Raw genomic sequence first — 19,265 nt, 5'->3', positions numbered from 1 at the left:
CATTGGATCAACCCATGAAAGACTAGATTATTCACTCTGTGAATCATTCAGGAGGTATCGACATGTCTAACCATTTGCATTTGGTCGAATGGGTTCGCAAACTGATGAATGCCGAAGGAACCGAAGATGAACTGGATGAGATGCTAACCAAGTTAGAGCAAGAGATGCCTTATGCGGAGATCAGCAATCTGATTTTCTGGGATGATCGAGACCTGACACCCGAACAGATTGTGGAGGAGGCGCTGGCAGCTCGTCCAATCCCTCTTCCGCCCAGCCCTTAGTTCTTATCCTATTAAATAAAGATCACAAATCCAGGCCAACCCTCCCCAACTTCCATATTTTCGTTATAATGTAAACAAGACATCAGGAAAACGGGAGGCGAATTATGGAAACGGAAGGTTTACGCAACGTTGAGAAGCTCGCGCTGAAGAAACACAAGATTTACAAACAAAGCTTGATCAGGTACCTTGCACGCTCCATGCTCGCCAGCATGTTTATCGGGTTTGGCGTCATCGTGGCGTTCAAGACGGGTAACTTCTTTTATATGGAGGATTCCCCTTTTACATACCCTATGGCTGCCCTCACGTTCGGCGCGGCAATTATTCTGATCGCCTATGGTGGCGGTGATTTGTTCACAGGAAATACGTTCTATTACACCTATGCCGCCTTACGCAAGAAACTGAAATGGTTCGAAGTGGTGAAGCTGTGGATTGCAAGTTACAGTGGAAATCTGATGGGTGCGGCGGTATTTGCCTTGTTAATCTACCTGACGGGTCTGTTCGATTCATCTCAGGTGAATGGTTTTCTGCTGAGTGTCGTAGAGCACAAGATGGAGGCACCAGCCATGCAGCTCTTCTTCCGGGGCATTCTGTGTAACTGGCTCGTATGTTTGGCGTTCTTTGTGCCAATGTTCATGAAGGAGAATGGTGCAAAAATGTTCGCCATGATGCTCTTTGTCTTCTGTTTCTTCATCTCGGGATATGAGCACAGCGTCGCCAATATGTGTACGTTTGCGATTGCGCTGGTACTGAACCATCCAGGGACGATCTCATTCGGCGGGGTTATTCATAACCTGATTCCGGTCACGCTCGGCAATCTGGTGGGCGGCGTGCTGTTGATGGGCTTCATGTATTATGCGGTGAACAAACCGTTTCTGGACGAAGAGACACACTAATCTTTGGGCAAAAAAAGCCCCCTTACTGGCCCGGTCACCTGACCTTGGCTGGACGGTAAGCCAAACCACAAACACCCGCGCAACCTTTCCATCCTGTGATGAAGGTTGCGCGGGTGTTTGTTTATGGGCAGGTTCCCTATATACCTGCCCTCAGTTCTACCTGCCTTGTACCCGAATGGGGCTACAAGGCTTGGCTCCGTAGCTTAGTTATACTCACGCCACGGAATATATTCAATATCGTTGTCGCCACGCGTGACCACGATCATATTCTCGATTTTGCCTGTATCCTTGTTGGTTCGGTAAATCATCGTACGCGTCTCGCCTTCTTCCGGCACGGAGAACAGGAACTTGTCCGCAACAAAGGAGGAACCGAGCCCTGTCGCATGTTCTGTAAAGGCAGATCCGCTCTTGCTGGTCAACAGCAGGCCGATTCCATAAGCTGTAGCCGTTTGTGCGCCTTTGCCAAAGAGATGCTCCCCTTGACTGGTCGTATGGGTTTGTTCCCAATACTCGTATTTTTTCGTATCCTTGTTGTAATCCACTACATTGCCCTGTTTATCCAGGCTGATGCTGGTCGTTTCACCCTTGTCACTTTTCACCTGATACGTACCTACAATCGAATCCTCGGTAATTTTCACCGTCTTGCCTGTGTTCGGATCGGTTTGATAGATTTCGTCCTCATATTGAAGCCGAATAACGTTCATGCTGGCCTGAAGCTGCTGCGCCAGTTTCTCGTCACCCATTTCCTCGGCTTTCTTCAACATTTCCTCATAGTTTTTGTAATCCTCGGCGTCCTTCTTATCCCAATCCTCCATATTCTCCGGAGGACCTGACGTTTTGCCCGAGCCATCACCTTTATGTTTACCGAGGGACGTAAGAGTCTGTGCCGCAGCCAAAGCCACCATAAGAGCCTTGTTCACAACATCTTCATCCGTGGTGCGGAAACGCTCGGCAATTTTCTTGAGTTCGGATTGGATGGACAAGACCAGCTCAAGAACAGACTTCATTGTAGCTTGGGCCGTTGCATAATCGTTATAAAAGCGCTCCCGCTCCATTCCGTCCCAATTGCTGCGCATGACACGGATCTGGCTATCCAATGTGGACATAAACCCCGACAATTGCTGATGTGCCTGGGCGAATTGCCCACTGACTGTATCCAGTTGTTCCGGTGTTACCTTAATCTGTGTCATCCTGCACGCTCCTCTTCGTCATATTCCTCCTATTTCGTGGTCCACCGTTCTTTATCTTGCAGCCTGATCTGCCTTGATCTCCAGATGCAGCAGCGGAAACGGATTACCGGAACCATCCAACTCGGAACGACCCATTTGTACAAATCCCATTTTCTCGTAGAATCGGGCTGCTCCAGCATTCAGCGCTTCCCATACCTCGACCTGCCTTTGCTGCAGCACATCGCTCACTACTTTTTTATAGAACTCGATGTGATGTTCTTCCAAAAACGTATGGGTTGCCCGAACAGCTCTCTCCCAAATCTCGACCAACTTGTTATGATCCTGTTCACGATATGAAGCGATTAACATTTCCAACGTATTCTCCTTTTCTAGAAAACAATTATGTAAACATCCGATCCTGCGATTGGACTTGGTTAATACATCAAATTTTATATAACTCTACGCATATTTTACCATGCCCAATACTCAATCTGTACCCACCATTACCAATCTTGAGACAGCTTTTTACTGCTATTTAAGGATTCCTTACCAAAAAAACAGAAAATAAAAGGCAGCTAAAGTCACCCTGACCCTGGTGCTCTAGCTGCCTGATATTCGATAAGTTCACTCGGCATCGTCAATCTAATGCCGCTTGGCTGCAGCATCATTCAACATTACTAATCAATGCTGCAATTGCGCAAGGATTTGCGGGTCCTTGATCTTCTTGTCTTCAGCCAATAACATCACTTTGGATAAGATTTCTGCCGTTCTCGGATCTTCATCAAGGAATGGCAGGAATATTCTGCCTCGATGCTGACTGTGCACAGGAACGATATGAAGCGCGCCCGTCGCCTGTTTGAACACATTGCCGCTGCCAAGATGAACGGCATACTCTCCCAGTTCACCATCAATTCGAGCGTAATTTCCATCGAGACGTACGTTATCGACCTTCAACAGACGCAGTGACTCATTCACAATCACATGACGCATCTCAATCGTGGTCAAGCTGGCTTCCGGATCTACTCCGCCAACATGCGCAACGCTAACCACCAAATCAATGTCACGCATGACTTCTGAGAAGAAGACTGGCGGTACATCTTTTAACGCGACAGGTTTATACGTTTTTCGATCATAGAACTGCACCGTCTCCAGGGTAGGCGCTTCTGTATCTGCGGGCGAGAACCAGTCTGCCATAGCATAGAGATTGGCAATCAGATTATGCTCATAGCTTACCTTTTGCAGTCCTTCCTCATAGCTGACGGTCCATTGACGTCCTTTAAGCAGAGCAACTGCTTTTTTCGGCTGAATCTGATAACCTGCATACCGACGGGATACCGTTCCATTAGCCAGCTCATCCTCATTTGGAAGATAGAGTTCACGGAACACCTGCTTGAATGGCTGACGTTCCTGACGGTTGAACAGATCCCGTTGGAATTCACTCCAGCTTCCACTCTGGAACAGATGCAATGGATGCGCAATCAGTAGGCGATCATGTGCCGCCAAGGTTTGTATCGAGCTTGTCGAATCATCCGAAGCCGGAGTAACCAACCCACCGGACGTTACATCGAATCTTCCAAGCTTGTCATCTGCTTGGAACACAAGCGTGCGAACCAGTGGACGAAGAACCGGATTCTGCAGCAGACTTGAAACTTCCTCACTCGTAAAGGATGTTCCTGCCGTCATGGAACGCTCCAATTCCTGTCTTGCCCGGCGATACTGATCAACCAGATCCGTTTTTAATTCCTTCAATTCGGCGATGTATCCATCTTTCTTGAACCGAGCAGGTACAGATTTGAGTGTTTTCCCTTTGCTTACGATGAGCAGTTCCGGCTGGCCTTCTTCATCAATGACCAATTGGGCTGTAGTAGCCTCATCCAGTTCATGCGGCTTAAAATAGGACTTCATCTCATCCAGCTTGCGAGCTTCCATATCCCACATCAGCCGGGTAACATCGGCATATCCTGCATTACGGGCAAGGTTGCCCAGCGCTATCTGGGATACCAGACCTTCACTGGCACGGCGCTGTGCACCAAACTGTTTGCTCTGCATCAGAAATTTCTGAATGAAGTCGTACCGCTCACGCAGATCCTGTTCCCGTTCTTCTGCAAATGGAATCAGGCTGTAGGTCAACAAATGATCTTTATTGCGTTTATCTTCCACGGACTCACGCATATCTTCAAGTTTCAGCTTCCCAAGTGCCGCATCCGCGAACAACTGTGATCTGCGGTGATTGGCTCCCCCGGAGATATATTTGGCACAATCGTACAACAGGCTGAACCGCTCCTCACCGACGGCCTCGTATGCCTCCTCGAACCAGGCGATATCAAATGCGCCTTCGTTAAAGTCCTGAGGTGAAATTGGAGAATAATGCGCTACAATGGTTTCCTTTTCAGCAGTGAACCGTTCATTAATATGGGCATGGAAGTACCAGGCTGCACTTCGCAGTCCTTCCCATCCGAGATGCTTCGCAACAATCTCCATCCATTGCGGCGCGTACATTGCAGCTTCCAGGAGCTTCTTCTCCTGGATGGGATGCTTCGCCAGCAATTGTCCCAGCAGTACTTCGTCCTCTCCATCACGCGGATGGCAAACCTGGATCAGATGGCTGAACGTTTCTTTACGTGTCGTATTGTCACCGTAGCTGTAGATATATCCACGGACAAAGGTATCCTGATCCATGGCAGCAACGAGATGCACCCAATGCTCCATACCTTCAATGCGTTCAAGCTTCATGGCCAGCGTACTTACTTCTGTTGAAAGTTCTCCTCGGGTCAACTCAATCTCCAAAACTCGTTCAACAACTGTTCTTCGCAGTTCTGCCAATACCGGTTTCTCCGTAATCCAGTCGGACCGACTGGATGTCAATTCCCGAATAAACAGGGCACGAGACTCTCCCACAAGCAGCTGCTTGTAGACTTCCTGTACATCAATGAAGTCCAATTCATAGGCACGCAGGTAATCGTTCAGAGTGAGGAAGGAACCTCGGTTACTTTCCTTATTTAATCGGTCGAATTGGCTTAGCGTCTGGAAGTATCGCATGAAACTGATATCGTCATATACACGATCCCGGACAATATAGAACCATGGGCCAGACAAAAGAGCGAGCATGCCCGATTCCTTTTCCATTTGTTCCTCAGGCATCATTTTCATCAGCGTATAGAGTGTCCGCTCAGCGATTTCAAATGTATCTGACTTATCACTGTCCTCATAAACGGCCTCCATCAGCGTTTTCACCTGATCTGCGTAACGAAGCTCACTGACCATCTTTTTCATGTCCTGGATATATTGAACCGGATAGACCTCTTCGGCAAATTCCTTGCGCCATCCTTCCAGCAGCCAGTGTTTCTCCATTTCACTATATTCGTATACATTGGAATAGTAGCGATAATAATCATCCAGCTTCTTATTCAGATCCTCCAAACGGATTGCAAATAAAATTTGCAGCAGCTCTTTACTATCCAGACCACTCTTTTGGACATATTCTCCCCATATATTATGGAGAGGGAACTGCTCCAATAAAGCTATATCTTGCCGCTGATCATAAGGAATGTAGACCATGGCACGCAATGTCGCACCTACAAGCAAGGTTTCTTTGTAGCCGGCATAATATTCTGCCTCATATTCATATTCCCTGTGCTCATGTAGCAACGCATCCAACCCTTCAAGAAACAGCTTCGCTTTTTCCAGGGAAAGGGTAAACATGTCCTTCGGCTTGAAGCCGCCGAGATCACGTTCTTCATGAAGCAGTGGATTTTCCCATGAAGGATCATACAGGCCGAATCCATTAGCCGCCGTATACCTGCTGCTCTGCTCTGTAAGCTTGTCCAGCAGCTTCTGCTCCTTGGCTGTTGGTGTCTTGATTAACGCTAGGATTGGCTGCATCTGCTCCTTCTGCTCCATGCGCTCTGGATCTGCGGAGATCTCGGTCAACAGTTCCATCGCACCCAATCGCTGCAGTTCAGTTTTGGATTGTACAAGTCGTTTCAGGGATACCATCAGCTGATCTGTTGGCTGAAGCAGTAACACCTGAATGGTCTTCTGACGCAAAGATCCCGTTTTCAGTTTGAGCAACGCCTCCATTTGCAGCATCTCTTCGAGCGTAAGCGTCAGCAGCTTGGCTTTGAGCAGAGCATTCTCACGGTTGTTCATGCTCTTATCCGACAGACTGTCAAAAATAAACTGTCTTTGTACTTCATTCTCGGGATGATGGACAAACTGGGACAACAATTCTCCTCGCAAATCCGGGCTTAGCTTGTCTTTGAGCGCAATGACCTCGCCAATCCATTCCGGGTCCATGTCATACGCAGCAAGGTATAGCATTTTTTTCACTACATCATCCGGATCGATCCGATATTGAACCAATTCAAGAACACCGGATGGTCCACCTGCACCTCCCTGCGGAATATAGGCCAGCATTTGTTTAAACAGATTAAAGTCACGCCGACGCACGGCTTTATCTTCAAAAACAGACAGCGGCCAGACATGAACACTACGTTGATTCTCCCCATTTTCAAAGCTCCAGTTAAACATGTACATGGCATCATAATTCTCAATCACCCAATGCAGCAACTCCAGATCCTGTACTTCAAGATACTGACGTGCCATGTTTAAGCGCAGTCCTCTGTTCTGACTGTTAGCAAGTACGTATTGTGCAACAATCTGCTGATATACTTGCCCGTGATCCATGATCTGGATGACTTTTCGCTCCAACTCATTTTCTTCGATGACTGCCGTTGCCCAGAGACTGATAAATAATTGGTTTGCATTAGCGCTTTCCTGCCATTCCTCTCGCACCGCAGGATCAGTCAATGCTTGATGTGCTTGTGTAATTAGTTGCGCAGCAACACGCTGATTCGCCGCTTCAATTCCGATCCCTGTCCATACGGCGAGCGCTCTCACTACCGAACTGAACCGAATCAGGTTGTTGTCGATGATTATTTTTAATATGTATATATACGCCTCAAGCGTTCCTTCATCCATCCGTTCCACAATGCTCTGGCGCAAACCCTCCTGCAGTCTGGCTGCTACCAGCAATTCTCCAACCATCTGGTAAGCATCCACCTGATCGCTCATGAAGATACCTTTGATCATTTCAGTGGTCAGCAATGCATTCTGATTGTCGCCATAGATAATATCATGCAGCGCCTGCTTCATATCCCCGGTTTCATGATCCAGTTCATAGGCAATGCAATCCGGTAAAACGGCTCTAATCTCATGAAGATAATCAAACTTGTACTCCCGAATGGATACATATTCGTTCAGAGAGAAGCCATGCATCTCCATACGGAACAAGGCAATCATTTTACGAAGAACCTGTCCAATATGCTGTTCGGGATCGGTCGTACGAAATGGTCTGCGCTCATAATTCTTACTATATGGAAAATTTGCGGTACGTTCTGCAATGTAACGGAACCGAGCCAAAAAGGATTCACTGACCAGTTGCTCCAATACATCCAATAATGGACGGAACAATGGAGTTTTCGTCTCAGCAGACATACGTTGCAATTGCTGCTCTGCATCCAAATAGGCCTTTTCGTCTTCGCGCAAATAGGTAAATCCAGCCATCTCTGCAACATAGCCTGCGAGTTCCTGCTCCACACCCTTCAACGATTTTACTTTTTCCTGCAACTCTTGTTGATACTGTTGAACTTTATCTTCCTGATTCATTCCATTATCCTCCTCGTCATCACTCTCTACCACAGACGCCCAGCAAGCATTGTAAAGCGAATAAATACCACGTTATCGTCTTCCTGTATAATCAACGGCTCATCCAGTGCCTGCAACTCTTCATCATTGAGAAACACTTTAAATAACCCATCTTCATATGCGGTTACAGCTGTATCCATGGCGCCTTCTACATCGGGAACCCCTTCGTTATATATCGTGCCAAAGCCTACTTTTCCTGCTGCTCCCTGCTCTTGAATGTCCTCGGGCATCAGGTAGGCAAGCCATTCTGCTTCATTCTTCTTGTCCTGAAGAGCCTTGAGCTGTTGAGCCACCATGTTCTTAATAAGCTGTCTCAACGTATCGGTTGTTTCCGGAAGTTCGGCAGCCTGTTTGGCAAGTGCCGGCTTGCGTTTACCCAGACTTTTCACCGTAATCCATACATTCACTGCTTACCCTCCTATGTATAGCTTTATGTTAAAAGAAGCCTCTATCAGCCCTTATATCTATACCACCATGGAAAACGGACCAAACTTAAACTTCGTCCTATTTCGTTATCCATTCAATTATGCGTACATATGTGCCCCTATTGAACATTTTAACGAATATCCCTACCATATTCATGGGCCATTCCTCATGTTTACATGCAACCAGCGAACTAATGACCTATATAGCACTTTCGCAGCCGGAACAGCCTTCCCACAGCAAATAAAAAGAGAACAGTGCGCCCTCGGGCAGTCACTGCTCTCTGTAAGTTTACGATGAATATTTCTGCAAAATAATGACCGCATTATGACCACCGAAGCCAAATGAGTTGGACATGCCAATATTCAGGTCAGCTTCTCTTGCAACGTTGGGTACATAATCGAGATCACATTCCGGATCGCTCTGCTCTTGATTGATTGTCGGTGGAATGATGCCGCTACGCAAGCTTTGAATGAGCGATATGGCTTCCGCCCCACCAGCCGCACCCAGCATATGTCCGGTCATCGATTTGTTTGCTGTTACCGGAATATGATAAGCTTCCGCACCAAACAGCTGCTTAATTGCTCGTGTCTCGGAAAGATCACCCGCTTCCGTACTGGTAGCATGAGCATTAATGACATCAATCTCATGTGGCTGAAGCTGTGCATCCGCCAGAGCGGCTTTCATGGCCAAGTATGCACCACGTCCTTCGGGATGGGTTGCTACCATATGATACGCATCTGAACTGGCACCATAACCTACGATCTCTGCAAGGATGTTTGCACCTCTCGCAAGGGCGTGGGACAAAGACTCCACAACCAAGACCCCGGCACCCTCAGCCATGACAAAACCATCTCTGCCTGCATCAAATGGTCGACTCGCTCCTTCGTACGCTTCGTTTCGTGTAGATAGCGCCGTCGCATTGCCGAAGCTTGCCAGTGATACTTCGGTGACAGCTGCCTCCGTCCCTCCAGCAAAAATTACATCCGCTCCACCATGACGGATCAGCCGGAAAGCCTCACCTATCGCGGTGTTGCCGATCGAACAGGCTGTCACTGGCGAGAGAGTGGGTCCCCAACAGCCAAACCTCATGCTCACCATAGCCGCCGCCATATTGGATATCATCATGGGTACCAGTGTTGGACTGACTCTTGCAGGCCCACGTTCAGACAGGAGTTTACCTTGCTCCATCAGGGTCTGGATTCCGCCAATGCCAGAACCGATATACACGCCTACTCGCTCCCTGTCCACATGCTCCATCTCGAGACCGGAGTCAGATAAAGCCTGATCTGCTGCAGCAATAGCAAATTGCACGAACCGGTCCATACGCCGTGCTTCCTTCCGTCCAAACCGTTCTTCTCCGTCAAAATCACGGACTGCCCCTGCTATCTTCGTTTTATAGGCCGTTGTATCAAACGCTTCAATCGGTGAAATTCCAGATTTGCCTTCCACCAATCCATTCCAAAATGGTTGCACATCATTCCCCAAAGGAGAGATAATCCCCATTCCTGTAATAACAACACGCTCCATAATGCATCCTCCTTTAGTGCTCTTTCCATACTTGTTTAGTTAAGTTATGCACTTATATTGCCATTCGTATTATCCTATTACAAGTTGTCAATTATAATAGTATAATGACTACCATGATAAACGAAGGAACGAAGGTGATGGAATGAACCATGATGTCAGGCTGCAGGCACTGTCCGCTTTTCTGAAAAACCAGCGCTCCAAAATCTCGCCAGAATCCGTCGGATTACCCGCGGGCTCCCGGCGAAGAACGCCTGGATTAAGAAGAGAAGAAGTATCCCAATTGGCAGGTGTGAGCACAACGTGGTACACCTGGCTTGAACAGGGCCGAGATATTCAGGTATCTCATTCCGTATTGGATAACATCGCCTCAGCTCTCAAGCTGACAGCGGATGAACGGAAGTATTTGTTTTCCCTTGGTCTGGATTACCATTCGGAACTTCATATCCTGGATGAGAAGCCACTCCAAATACATCCCTCTTTACAAAAAATATTGCAGGAACTTCGCAATTGTCCCACAATCATCTCAGACCGACGCTGCCACATTGTGGGCTGGAATGACGCAGCGCGGCATGTGTTTATGGACTTTGAACAGATTCCGGCTGAACAGCGGAACATGATCAGCTTGTTGTTTGAACGAAAAGAATTTCGAAGACTGGCCGTCAACTGGGAGGATTTTGTCAGCGGATTCCTGGCTATTTTCCGTGCTTATTATGGTCAATATGTAGATGACGAATGGTACAACTTGTTTTTGGATGACATGATGGACAGATATCCTGATTTTCAACCCCTTTGGAAACAAAGCAGTGTTAGCAGCGCCCCGGACGTTTTGATTGAATTTAGACATTCCAGAGCTGGTAAAATGCTTTTTGATCTTACCTCACTCCAGGTTCAGGGAAATGCCGATTTGCGGTGCAGCATCTACACGCCTGCAACAGACACGGCTACAGAGCGGAAATTGATCCGCCTCATGGAGCCCAAGGTAGAACACGACTCAGACAAAAGCTGATGTTACTTTTTCTCATTTATGCCGGAATACAAATGAACAAAAAAGACCCAGGCGATCAGCCCTGGGTCTTCATGTTTGTTTTGAACCTATCTGTACCATCATTTCAGTTGCAGATTAACCGATGTTATTTAAAAGCCGGGATTGCAATATCTGCATACTTCTCTTCAAAGAAAGCTTTCACTTCTGGACCCGCCATACGCTTCGCCAGCTTCTGAATGGCTTCCGAATCCTTGTTATCTTCACGGGCAACCAAGGTAATAGCAAAATGAGAATCGTCCTTCTCAGTGAACAGCGCATCCTTCTTCGGTGTAAGACCCAGCGGACTCGCATAAGCTGGCGTCATGGCAACCAGATCGGCATCATCCAACATGCGGGCCAGCATCAACAGGTCCACTTCCTCGAACTTGAAGTTTTTCGTGTTTTCCGTGATGTCTGCTTGCGTTGCATTAAAACCGACGCCTTCTTTCAGCTTAATCAGGCCGTTCTGTTCCATCATCACCAGCGAGCGTCCAATGTTGGACGGATCGTTGGCAATCGCTACCGTTGCACCTTCAGGCAATTCTTCAATGGATTTATACTTCTTGGAATATGCTCCGTAGATGGCATTGTAGATCGGTTGAACAGCCACCAAGTTAGCGTTATTTGCTTCATTGTACTGATTCATGTAAGGTACGTGCTGGAAGAAGTTTGCGTCTACTTCTTTGTTCGCGAGTGCAGTATTCGGTTGAACGTTATCGGAAAGTACAACGACTTCCAGATTAACGCCATCTTCTTTCAGCAATGGCTTCACAATATCCAGCACATCCGTCATTGGCGGAATCAAAGTAGCTACTTTCAACGTCACTTCTTGTCCGGCTTGAGCACCTTCCTTAGTACCTTCCGCCGCAGGTGTTTCTTCTTTTTTGCCGCATCCGGCTGCTACGAGCATCACTGCCAGCAGCATGAGCATTAGTTTTGCTTTCATCTGATATAAACCCCTTCATCATATAATCTGTATTGTTCATGCTGTAATTCAAATTTCTCTGCAATACCTGTCCTTCTTCAGGATCGGCGATCGAGCCAGCGGGACAGTCTGCTGCCAGTAAATTGGATCATCTGTACCAGGATAATCATAATGATAATCGTAAATACCATAATCTCCGTCTCGAATCGCTGATAACCGTAACGAATCGCAAAATCACCAACCCCGCCACCACCGACAATACCCATGACCGTAGAGTAAGAGATAAAGCTGATGGTTGCCGTTGTTAAGCCGAGTACAAGACTTGAGCGAGCCTCCACGTACAGGAATTTCACCACAAGCTGTAGGGTCGATGCACCCATCGAAGAAGCAGCTTCAACGACACCTTTCGGGACATCAAGCAATGCCTGTTCTACCAGTCTGGCGTAATAAGCAATGGCTATGACCGAGAGCGGCACGGTTGCCGCGAGCGTCCCGATGGATGTTCCAACAATCAGACGTGTGAACGGAATCATAAATACGACTAGCAGCAGAAACGGGAATGAACGAATGATGTTGACCAGACTTCCCAGAATCGTGAACAGAGGTCGATTCTGATAACGTTGCCCTCTTCTGAACAGATACAACAGTGTACCCAGAGGCAACCCGATTAACACGGCTGCGGTGATAGAGATTCCCACCATGACAAACGTCTCTCCGATGGCCTGCCAAATTTCATGCTGATATTTCACAACGGACTCAGGTATCATCGTTATGGTCCTCCTGACCGCCATGAAGAGAGGTATTTCGTCCGCTCATGGATACATCTTCGCCCATCAACAAGGATGTTAGAAGATCAGGCTTCGGTGCCGGTATGCTGCGTACTTCCGCTTCCGACAGCGTTTTGATGATCCGTCCCTCTTTCATCACCGATATCCGGTCGCAGAGCTTTCGGGCAACCTCCATCTCATGTGTAACGAGTACAATAGTTACCCCCAGCGTTTCATTGACATGACGCAGCACATCCAGAATTCCACTCGTGGTCTGCGGATCAAGCGAAGATGTTGGTTCATCACAGAGCAGCACATCCGGGCGGCTGGCAAGTGCTCTGGCGATGGCAACTCGCTGCTTTTGCCCTCCGCTTAACTGTGCAGGATACTGGTTGGCCTTATCTTCAAGTCCGACAAATCTCAACACCTCAAGTCCTCGTGCAACCCGTTCGGTCCGGGAGACACCCGCAAGTTCCAGAGGCATGCAGACATTGCCACTTACGGTCCGATTGCTGACCAGATTGAAATGCTGAAAAATCATGCCAATGGACCTGCGTGCCTGGCGCAAACTATTCTCACTCATCCGGGTCAGATGCTGCCCATTCACAATGACTTCACCGTCATCCGGCTTCTCCAATCCATTGAGCATACGCAGAAGTGTGGACTTCCCTGCACCACTGGAGCCAATAATACCGTGAATCTCTCCCTGGCCTACTTCCAGGGAAACCGAGCTTAACGCTTCGAATCCCTGATCTTCACGGGACCCACGCTCGTTATAACGCTTGCTTACCCGGTATAATGAAATCATGGGAGATTCCTCCTGCGATTAATCGTACATGGTCCTTCAAGAACACATGAAGAAAGCCCGCACAGCCGATAACCGGAGCGCGAGCAATCCTGTTTATTTATAATAAATCATCATCCCACATGAGACAAGCTTTAACGTGAGATATCTGTTTTTAAACTACCTGCATTATATAAGCTGAACCGTCCGTTGGACGAACCAATATAGACTTCATTTCCAAGTCGATTCATGGTTCCGTTCTTCGCATCCCGATCACGATGCTCCGGGTTTCCCATCACAACGTCATGCACACGACCAAGCAAAGTACCGTCCTGTTTGTTCATCACCAGAAGATCATCACCCATCGGCAGCAAAAGCTGATCATCAATCACCACGTAACTCCCCTGATTGGTAGGGTATTGAAAGGCAGCAATCGTGTTTTGTGCGGACCAACGAGTCTCTCCTGAATCATATGCAAGGGCTGATGGGTACCCATTTTTGATTACATATAATTGATCGTCCTCCACAAACCCTCGTTCGATCTTGTTATTCTGCGTCCACCATTTTTTTTCGGTCATGGGATCATACAAGGTGGTTATGTAATCCTCGTATTCACCATACATTTCCCCGTTGTTGTTCTCTCGAATGAGCACCATGCCGTCATTCAGCACCTCAATTTGCTGTCCAACCCGGGCCGGAAATTGTGCAAGCTTCTGTCCGTTGTTCAGATCAACCAGCACCCACTGGTCATCTAGCAGCATCCAGCGTTCTGGCTGTGAGGGCACAAACGGATCGATACGAGCAATTCCGTCAAAATAAGGATTCCGTTCGGGATGCTCTATCGTCGATTTCCCTGCTGCAATGCTCCACACGGTGCGGCCTGATCGCGGATCAGCTGCAATCAGTTTATCCTTTTCCCAATACATGACATAAGGATCTTCGGCGCTCTTATTCAATAATTCATAACCGGTCGTCAGTTTTCGCTTCCATAATGTTTTTCCGTTTGTACTATCCAGCACCGTTAACCAGCTATTGCTGGAGCCTTCAACAACCGCGCTGTCCACAATAACGACATTCTTCGCTGCCGTAATCCCATTCAATCGAAATTTTGCTTGGGGGTATACTCCCACTCGACCTTTCCGTTCTTCAAGCCCAGATGGCGTATACGATCCACGTATTTTTTCTTGCCAGGGTCATAATCGGTGTAGATGGTAACGTATTGGCGTCCCACATCCACCTCTGCCTGCTGTCTTCCAAACCCACCATTGATCGCCCATAATTTCTGGCCGGAATGTCGGTCAAGAGCATATATGGAACCTTCATAGTACCCCCCGCTAAATCCACCGTCATCCCCTTTTATCAGGAGCACATCATCCGTTGCTGCTTGTAAAAAAGTGTAGTTAATCTCCCCCTGATTGGTCCATACCGATTTCCAGGGTAAGGTGGCAGGCAGCATTGTGCCATAGATTTTAGTCGTGAACTGATATTCATCTGAACCACCAAATTCCCAATTAGACAATACACCGTTTCGATCGTCCTGGGGTATATTCCAGCGTGTTCGAACCAGCCTGCCGTTCTTGTTAAATGTCACGAGAAAATGAGCATCTGCTCGCTCGTACCGCCAGGTCTTCCCTATACTCATAGCATAACCCGTATCGTTTAAATTGCCGGAATGCTCTTGCCAATCCGGTTCGCCGAGCCACTGCGCCACCTGTTTCGAGGTCGTTTTTGAATTCAGCACAATATCTGTCAAATGACGTATAGTGGACGTGGGCATCCCCAATGGTCTACTGAACCAGCCATCCGCAACCTTGGTATGCTGTGCTACATCCTGTGCCTTAACCCAAAGCAATGCAGGACGATAAGTGGACGATTCCTTACTCCAGACGCGCGGGGCAATGGACACGCCATACCAGTCCTTCGTCGCTGCAACAATGAACGCCTGCTCTTTCAGGAATGCCCCTGAAGACCATGTTGCCTGACTTCCGGGAAACAGGTACAGCTTGCTGCCCGATTGAAGCTTGAACGTTTGTAGAATGGATTTCGTCAGGCTGCGGCTTTCTTTGGAGGTATACCAGCCAGGTATCCAGAATTCAGTGTAATCGCTACCTTTTAGTTTGACCCATTCCCCGCGAACAGCGTCGATTTTCAAGCTTCCTTGGGCGGAGCTATACCCGTTTATGACCATCCGATCAGGAGAAACACTGCTCTCGACCACACCGCTGTAAATAGGCACACCTTCAGCTACCGTCACCTTATCCCCCTTTTTATAATTAAGCTTCACCGATTGCATTTGCATAACTGCGACGGAACCTTGTCCTTCAACCGCCCTGACATGGTTAGTCAGCAACAGTCCCCCCGTGACCAGCACAACTACGATACCAGCAATTATATTCCACGGGTAGCCCGTCCCTTGCCTTTTACGCCCGGTCTTCACGTCAGTCCACTCCAATCATTTGAAGTTATTTCCAATAAAGACGGTTTGAACAAGGAAAAGTTACTGTTACTCCCAAATATATTTACAAGTTATGAAATAATTACAGGTCTCACCTTATCTTACATCCACAAGCGTTGAATGATATGGGATTGTGGTTCCCAATATATAAGCAGCCGTTAACATGATGATAAAATACCCCATGAACCATACATCCGCTCTGGAATACCCGATCTGAACGTAATAGGTCCGGCTCCCGCCTTCCTTGAATCCTTTTGCTTCCATCACCACCGCCATACGCTGCGCACGGCGAATACTCTGTGCAAGTAGTGGAATAGCATATCGTTTCAGTGTGCCGTATACATACCATCGGGAGCCGCGCTGCCTCGTTCCCCGAATGCGGATGGCATACCGCAGCGTCTGAAATTCATCCAGCAAAATCGGAATCATGCGCATCGCCGCCAGGAAACTATAAGCATACTTGGGTGGGAGCCTCCACTGCTGCATGAGGGAATAAAAGAGACGCACAGGCTTGGTCGTCAGGCCAAACAACAATCCAGCTGCCGCCATACTTAGGGAACGAAATCCCAGGTGCAACCCGCGGTAGAAGCTCTCTTCGGTAATATGAATCAATCCCCACTGAAACCAGGTGGTCTCCCCTTTACCAAACATGATCATACCTGTGGAAGTTGATATAAATACCAAAATGAACGGAGACGCATACAGCAATAATCTGGGCCATGGGTGACCCGTCCAGCCCAGCAATAACAGCATCACAACTGCCACATTCGCCATTACATTCAGGTTGTGAACAAGGATGACGAAGACAAACAGCAATGTCAGGAAAATCATTTTCAACCCCGGATTCACCGCGTGAAGCCAAGTCTCACGATGAGGAAACGAGAGCTGCATCCGTTAACCTCCCCTCATGCACCGTCCAGATCCGGGTGCAATAACGCTTCACGATTTCACGGTCATGTGTAACCATCACGATGGCTGTCCCTTCACGCCGCAACCGCTCCAGCTGTGATAACATGGCAAAGGTATTCCGCGCATCCTGTCCAAAGGTAGGCTCATCCAGTAACAAAATACGCTGTTCCCGTACCAGAGCTGATGCTACACTCAGCCGTCGTTTCTGTCCCATCGACAATTGGTATGGATGCCTACCGGACAGCTCACTCAGTCCGAATTGCTCCAGCATATGATCGGTACGGATACCTCTTTCTTCGGCAGTTAGCTTGCCGCTCAGCAAGGAGAATCCCACTTCATCCCGAACCGTATTGGTCACGAATTGAAATTCAGGATTCTGGAATACAAAGGCAATGCGATCTGCAAGCTGCTCGGTTTTTCCGGCCGATTGTCCTTCCACAACATAATGACCTGTCGTTTTCAGGATATTCATCATGGACAGCAATAATGAACTTTTACCTGCCCCGTTAGCCCCGACAATCCCCACCCAATCTCCGTGCCATACCTTGGCCTGTTCCACCTGAATGAAAGGTGTTTTTCCGCGCCATCCGGTGAATTGCTGCATTTCCAGGGCTGGTTGGGGCTGCGCAGAAGCTCGCTCCTCCTTGTTATCCATACTTTCAGTTTCTGTTGCCCCATAACGAATAAACTCTCCTGTGACCAACGTCTGTGCTTTCGTCTGCCCTCGCTCTTCCCAAACCCCTGGATACCAGATTCCGTATTCCCTGAGCATATTCCGCTCATCTGTAAATACCTGATTCGCCGGGCCATCTGCCACAATCTTTCCTTCAGGCGACAATACGATGATTCGGTCTACCCACTCGACAATTTCATTAATTTTATGTTCCACGATCATGAGTGTTTTGTCCTGTGCAATCTGTTTCACCGTTTCCCACACCTGAGAGGTTCCTTCATCATCCAGCAGTGCCGTTGGTTCATCCAAAAAGAGTACGTCTGGCTCCATCGCCAGAATTGAAGCCATCGCAAGACGCTGCTTCATGCCCTGAGACATGGATTGAATGAGTGTTCGATTATGTTCGAAGCATAGCCCGACCTGTTCCAGGTATTGATGGATAAGAGCAGGCATCTGCTCGCGTGGAATATTCCGGTTTTCCAATACAAAAGCAATCTCTTCATCCGTATATGACATACAGAACTGGGTATCCGGATCTTGAAAAACAATACCGGGCTGCTCAGGCACCTGAATGTCATCACATTTCATCGGAATCTCCACAGATCGCGGAATCAGACCACTCAGAATTTGCAACAAGGTTGATTTGCCAGAGCCGCTTGGTCCAAGCAACAACACTTTCTCCCCTTGACACACAGAGAGAGACAAGCCTTGGAACACCAAGGCCTTCTCTCCCGGGAACTTACATCTTAGAGTCGTAACACCTACCGCTTGCACATTCTCCACTTCATTCATCTAGTCCAGCGCCTCATAATCCTGCTTCGACACCGGTCTAAGGGATCGTGTTACACCTGTAAGCTCCAGCGCTTTGGCGAGATAATAGGTGAATACACCCGCAATCAGAATACTTCCAATGAAGCGGAATCCGATAAACAGTGTATAGTTCCAAGCCGAGAGGGAATCAATGTACCCATACTGATAATCGAGTACAAGCGAAGCCGCTGCTGCACCAATAGCCGCAAGGCAGGTGACGAACAGATTGCTTTTCCGATACAGAAATGCGGCGAAGAAAATCTCTGCACCCAGCCCTTGCAGCAGCCCATACACCAGTGTCGACATGCCCCACTCACTTCCGAGAAAAGCACTCACCGTGGATGCCGCAACTTCAGCCAGAATGGCTACACCCGGCTTACGAATAATTACAAAGGCAAAGGTTCCCGCCATGAACCACATGCCGTAAATCATCTGTTCCGCATGAACGCCGAATGGCTTCATCAGATCATATGTAGGTCCCCATATTTTGTAGATCACCCCGAATACCACTGCGATCACAATCGTTACCAAAATATCGGTTAACTTCAATCTGTTGCTGCCTACTGCTGTTGACATGTTCTCTACTTCCTTCCTCTGTTTGCCTAGATTCATAAAACAAATAAAAAAAGCCTCCCCGGTTTCCAGGCAGGCCATACGCACAGTTTACAATTCTCACGATGCTGCGCATTAGGCAGATATAGAGAAAGAAGAAAACAAACGACACCATTCCCGTCACATCAGAAAATCCCGCTGCACCCAAGAAACGCTGACATTTATGTTCTATCCCCTATCGCTTACCATTGCACATCGCAAATTCATGTTCTCTACGCTGGCATTACCCAGATCAGATATACGGTCAGCGGCACAAGGCCGCTCTCTCAGCCCAACTTCATTGAGCTCCCGGTTCACTTATTTC

The 19,265-nt window shown here is 48.0% G+C and carries 16 protein-coding genes and 1 riboswitch; of the genes, 3 read left to right on the top strand and 13 right to left on the bottom strand.

Features of this window, described 5'->3' with window-relative positions; translation table 11 throughout:
• The first annotated feature begins 62 nt into the window (after positions 1-62).
• Both BMW94_RS08855 and BMW94_RS08850 read left to right on the top strand, forming a co-directional pair.
• Complete coding sequence (locus BMW94_RS08855; protein WP_090997200.1) at positions 63-281, top strand: bacteriocin immunity protein; 219 nt, start codon at positions 63-65, stop codon at positions 279-281.
• A gap of 104 nt (positions 282-385) precedes the next feature.
• Complete coding sequence (locus tag BMW94_RS08850) at positions 386-1,174, top strand: formate/nitrite transporter family protein (protein WP_053784134.1); 789 nt, start codon at positions 386-388, stop codon at positions 1,172-1,174.
• Positions 1,175-1,377: 203 nt separating this feature from the next.
• Here BMW94_RS08850 and BMW94_RS08845 read toward each other — a convergent pair whose 3' ends face one another.
• The 5 genes from BMW94_RS08845 to fabF all read right to left on the bottom strand — a co-directional run bounded on the left by BMW94_RS08845 (position 1,378) and on the right by fabF (position 10,002).
• Positions 1,378-2,364, bottom strand: a complete 987-nt coding sequence (locus BMW94_RS08845) for a WXG100 family type VII secretion target (RefSeq protein ID WP_090952727.1) — start codon at positions 2,362-2,364, stop codon at positions 1,378-1,380.
• Between the two features lie 51 nt (positions 2,365-2,415).
• Positions 2,416-2,718, bottom strand: a complete 303-nt coding sequence (locus BMW94_RS08840) for a GNAT family protein (RefSeq protein ID WP_090997197.1) — start codon at positions 2,716-2,718, stop codon at positions 2,416-2,418.
• A 306-nt stretch (positions 2,719-3,024) separates the two neighbouring features.
• The gene (locus BMW94_RS08835; RefSeq protein ID WP_090997194.1) at positions 3,025-8,010 is read right to left on the bottom strand and encodes a DUF4132 domain-containing protein; all 4,986 of its coding nucleotides are present in this window, start codon (positions 8,008-8,010) and stop codon (positions 3,025-3,027) included.
• A gap of 26 nt (positions 8,011-8,036) precedes the next feature.
• Entirely contained in the window at positions 8,037-8,456 is a 420-nt protein-coding gene (locus BMW94_RS08830) for a hypothetical protein (RefSeq protein ID WP_090997191.1), read from the bottom strand.
• A 307-nt stretch (positions 8,457-8,763) separates the two neighbouring features.
• A complete protein-coding gene (gene fabF, locus BMW94_RS08825) occupies positions 8,764-10,002 on the bottom strand; it encodes a beta-ketoacyl-ACP synthase II (RefSeq protein ID WP_090997188.1) in 1,239 nt (412 codons plus the stop codon).
• Positions 10,003-10,144: 142 nt separating this feature from the next.
• Here fabF and BMW94_RS08820 point away from each other — a divergent pair, with 142 nt between their 5' ends.
• Positions 10,145-11,008 (top strand): helix-turn-helix transcriptional regulator, encoded by an 864-nt coding sequence (locus tag BMW94_RS08820; RefSeq protein WP_090997185.1) that lies wholly within the window; start codon positions 10,145-10,147, stop codon positions 11,006-11,008.
• A gap of 124 nt (positions 11,009-11,132) precedes the next feature.
• On the opposite strand, the gene BMW94_RS08815 is transcribed toward BMW94_RS08820, so the two are convergent.
• From BMW94_RS08815 to BMW94_RS08780, 8 genes are all read right to left on the bottom strand, one after another.
• Positions 11,133-11,972, bottom strand: a complete 840-nt coding sequence (locus BMW94_RS08815; RefSeq protein WP_090893494.1) for a MetQ/NlpA family ABC transporter substrate-binding protein — start codon at positions 11,970-11,972, stop codon at positions 11,133-11,135.
• Positions 11,973-12,049: 77 nt separating this feature from the next.
• Complete coding sequence (locus BMW94_RS08810) at positions 12,050-12,718, bottom strand: methionine ABC transporter permease (protein WP_082350946.1); 669 nt, start codon at positions 12,716-12,718, stop codon at positions 12,050-12,052.
• On the bottom strand, positions 12,708-13,526 hold the full coding sequence (locus tag BMW94_RS08805; protein ID WP_090997182.1) for a methionine ABC transporter ATP-binding protein: 819 nt from the start codon (positions 13,524-13,526) through the stop codon (positions 12,708-12,710). The genes BMW94_RS08810 and BMW94_RS08805 overlap by 11 nt, the downstream gene beginning before the upstream one ends.
• A gap of 131 nt (positions 13,527-13,657) precedes the next feature.
• The gene (locus BMW94_RS08800) at positions 13,658-14,602 is read right to left on the bottom strand and encodes an outer membrane protein assembly factor BamB family protein (protein ID WP_090997179.1); all 945 of its coding nucleotides are present in this window, start codon (positions 14,600-14,602) and stop codon (positions 13,658-13,660) included.
• Positions 14,599-15,939: a hypothetical protein gene (locus BMW94_RS08795; protein WP_090997176.1), complete on the bottom strand. Its 1,341-nt coding sequence runs from the start codon at positions 15,937-15,939 to the stop codon at positions 14,599-14,601. Before BMW94_RS08795 ends, BMW94_RS08800 begins: the two co-directional genes overlap by 4 nt.
• A gap of 114 nt (positions 15,940-16,053) precedes the next feature.
• The gene (locus tag BMW94_RS08790) at positions 16,054-16,848 is read right to left on the bottom strand and encodes an energy-coupling factor transporter transmembrane component T family protein (RefSeq protein ID WP_090997173.1); all 795 of its coding nucleotides are present in this window, start codon (positions 16,846-16,848) and stop codon (positions 16,054-16,056) included.
• Positions 16,823-18,331, bottom strand: coding sequence for an ABC transporter ATP-binding protein (locus BMW94_RS08785; RefSeq protein WP_090997170.1), 1,509 nt, complete (start codon positions 18,329-18,331; stop codon positions 16,823-16,825). Before BMW94_RS08785 ends, BMW94_RS08790 begins: the two co-directional genes overlap by 26 nt.
• Entirely contained in the window at positions 18,332-18,925 is a 594-nt protein-coding gene (locus BMW94_RS08780) for an ECF transporter S component (RefSeq protein ID WP_079694965.1), read from the bottom strand.
• A 228-nt stretch (positions 18,926-19,153) separates the two neighbouring features.
• A riboswitch (TPP riboswitch) is annotated at positions 19,154-19,264 on the bottom strand.
• Between the last annotated feature and the right edge of the window lies 1 nt (position 19,265).

Origin of the sequence: Paenibacillus sp. OK003, assembly GCF_900109515.1 — a bacterium.
GTDB lineage: Bacteria > Bacillota > Bacilli > Paenibacillales > Paenibacillaceae > Paenibacillus > Paenibacillus marchantiae.
The sequence above is the reverse complement of the archived record's forward strand: the minus strand, read 5'-3'. Positions and strand labels throughout refer to the sequence as shown.

Bases quoted from the DNA above. Each gene is read 5' to 3' on its own strand.
- BMW94_RS08850 (WP_053784134.1), top strand. From the start codon at position 386: ATGGAAACGGAAGGTTTACGCAACGTTGAGAAGCTCGCGCTGAAGAAA.
- BMW94_RS08855 (WP_090997200.1), top strand. From the start codon at position 63: ATGTCTAACCATTTGCATTTGGTCGAATGGGTTCGCAAACTGATGAAT.
- BMW94_RS08810 (WP_082350946.1), bottom strand. From the start codon at position 12,718: ATGATACCTGAGTCCGTTGTGAAATATCAGCATGAAATTTGGCAGGCC.
- BMW94_RS08780 (WP_079694965.1), bottom strand. From the start codon at position 18,925: ATGTCAACAGCAGTAGGCAGCAACAGATTGAAGTTAACCGATATTTTG.
- BMW94_RS08805 (WP_090997182.1), bottom strand. From the start codon at position 13,526: ATGATTTCATTATACCGGGTAAGCAAGCGTTATAACGAGCGTGGGTCC.
- BMW94_RS08785 (WP_090997170.1), bottom strand. From the start codon at position 18,331: ATGAATGAAGTGGAGAATGTGCAAGCGGTAGGTGTTACGACTCTAAGA.
- BMW94_RS08815 (WP_090893494.1), bottom strand. From the start codon at position 11,972: ATGAAAGCAAAACTAATGCTCATGCTGCTGGCAGTGATGCTCGTAGCA.
- BMW94_RS08790 (WP_090997173.1), bottom strand. From the start codon at position 16,848: ATGCAGCTCTCGTTTCCTCATCGTGAGACTTGGCTTCACGCGGTGAAT.
- BMW94_RS08845 (WP_090952727.1), bottom strand. From the start codon at position 2,364: ATGACACAGATTAAGGTAACACCGGAACAACTGGATACAGTCAGTGGG.
- BMW94_RS08835 (WP_090997194.1), bottom strand. From the start codon at position 8,010: ATGAATCAGGAAGATAAAGTTCAACAGTATCAACAAGAGTTGCAGGAA.
- BMW94_RS08820 (WP_090997185.1), top strand. From the start codon at position 10,145: ATGAACCATGATGTCAGGCTGCAGGCACTGTCCGCTTTTCTGAAAAAC.
- fabF (WP_090997188.1), bottom strand. From the start codon at position 10,002: ATGGAGCGTGTTGTTATTACAGGAATGGGGATTATCTCTCCTTTGGGG.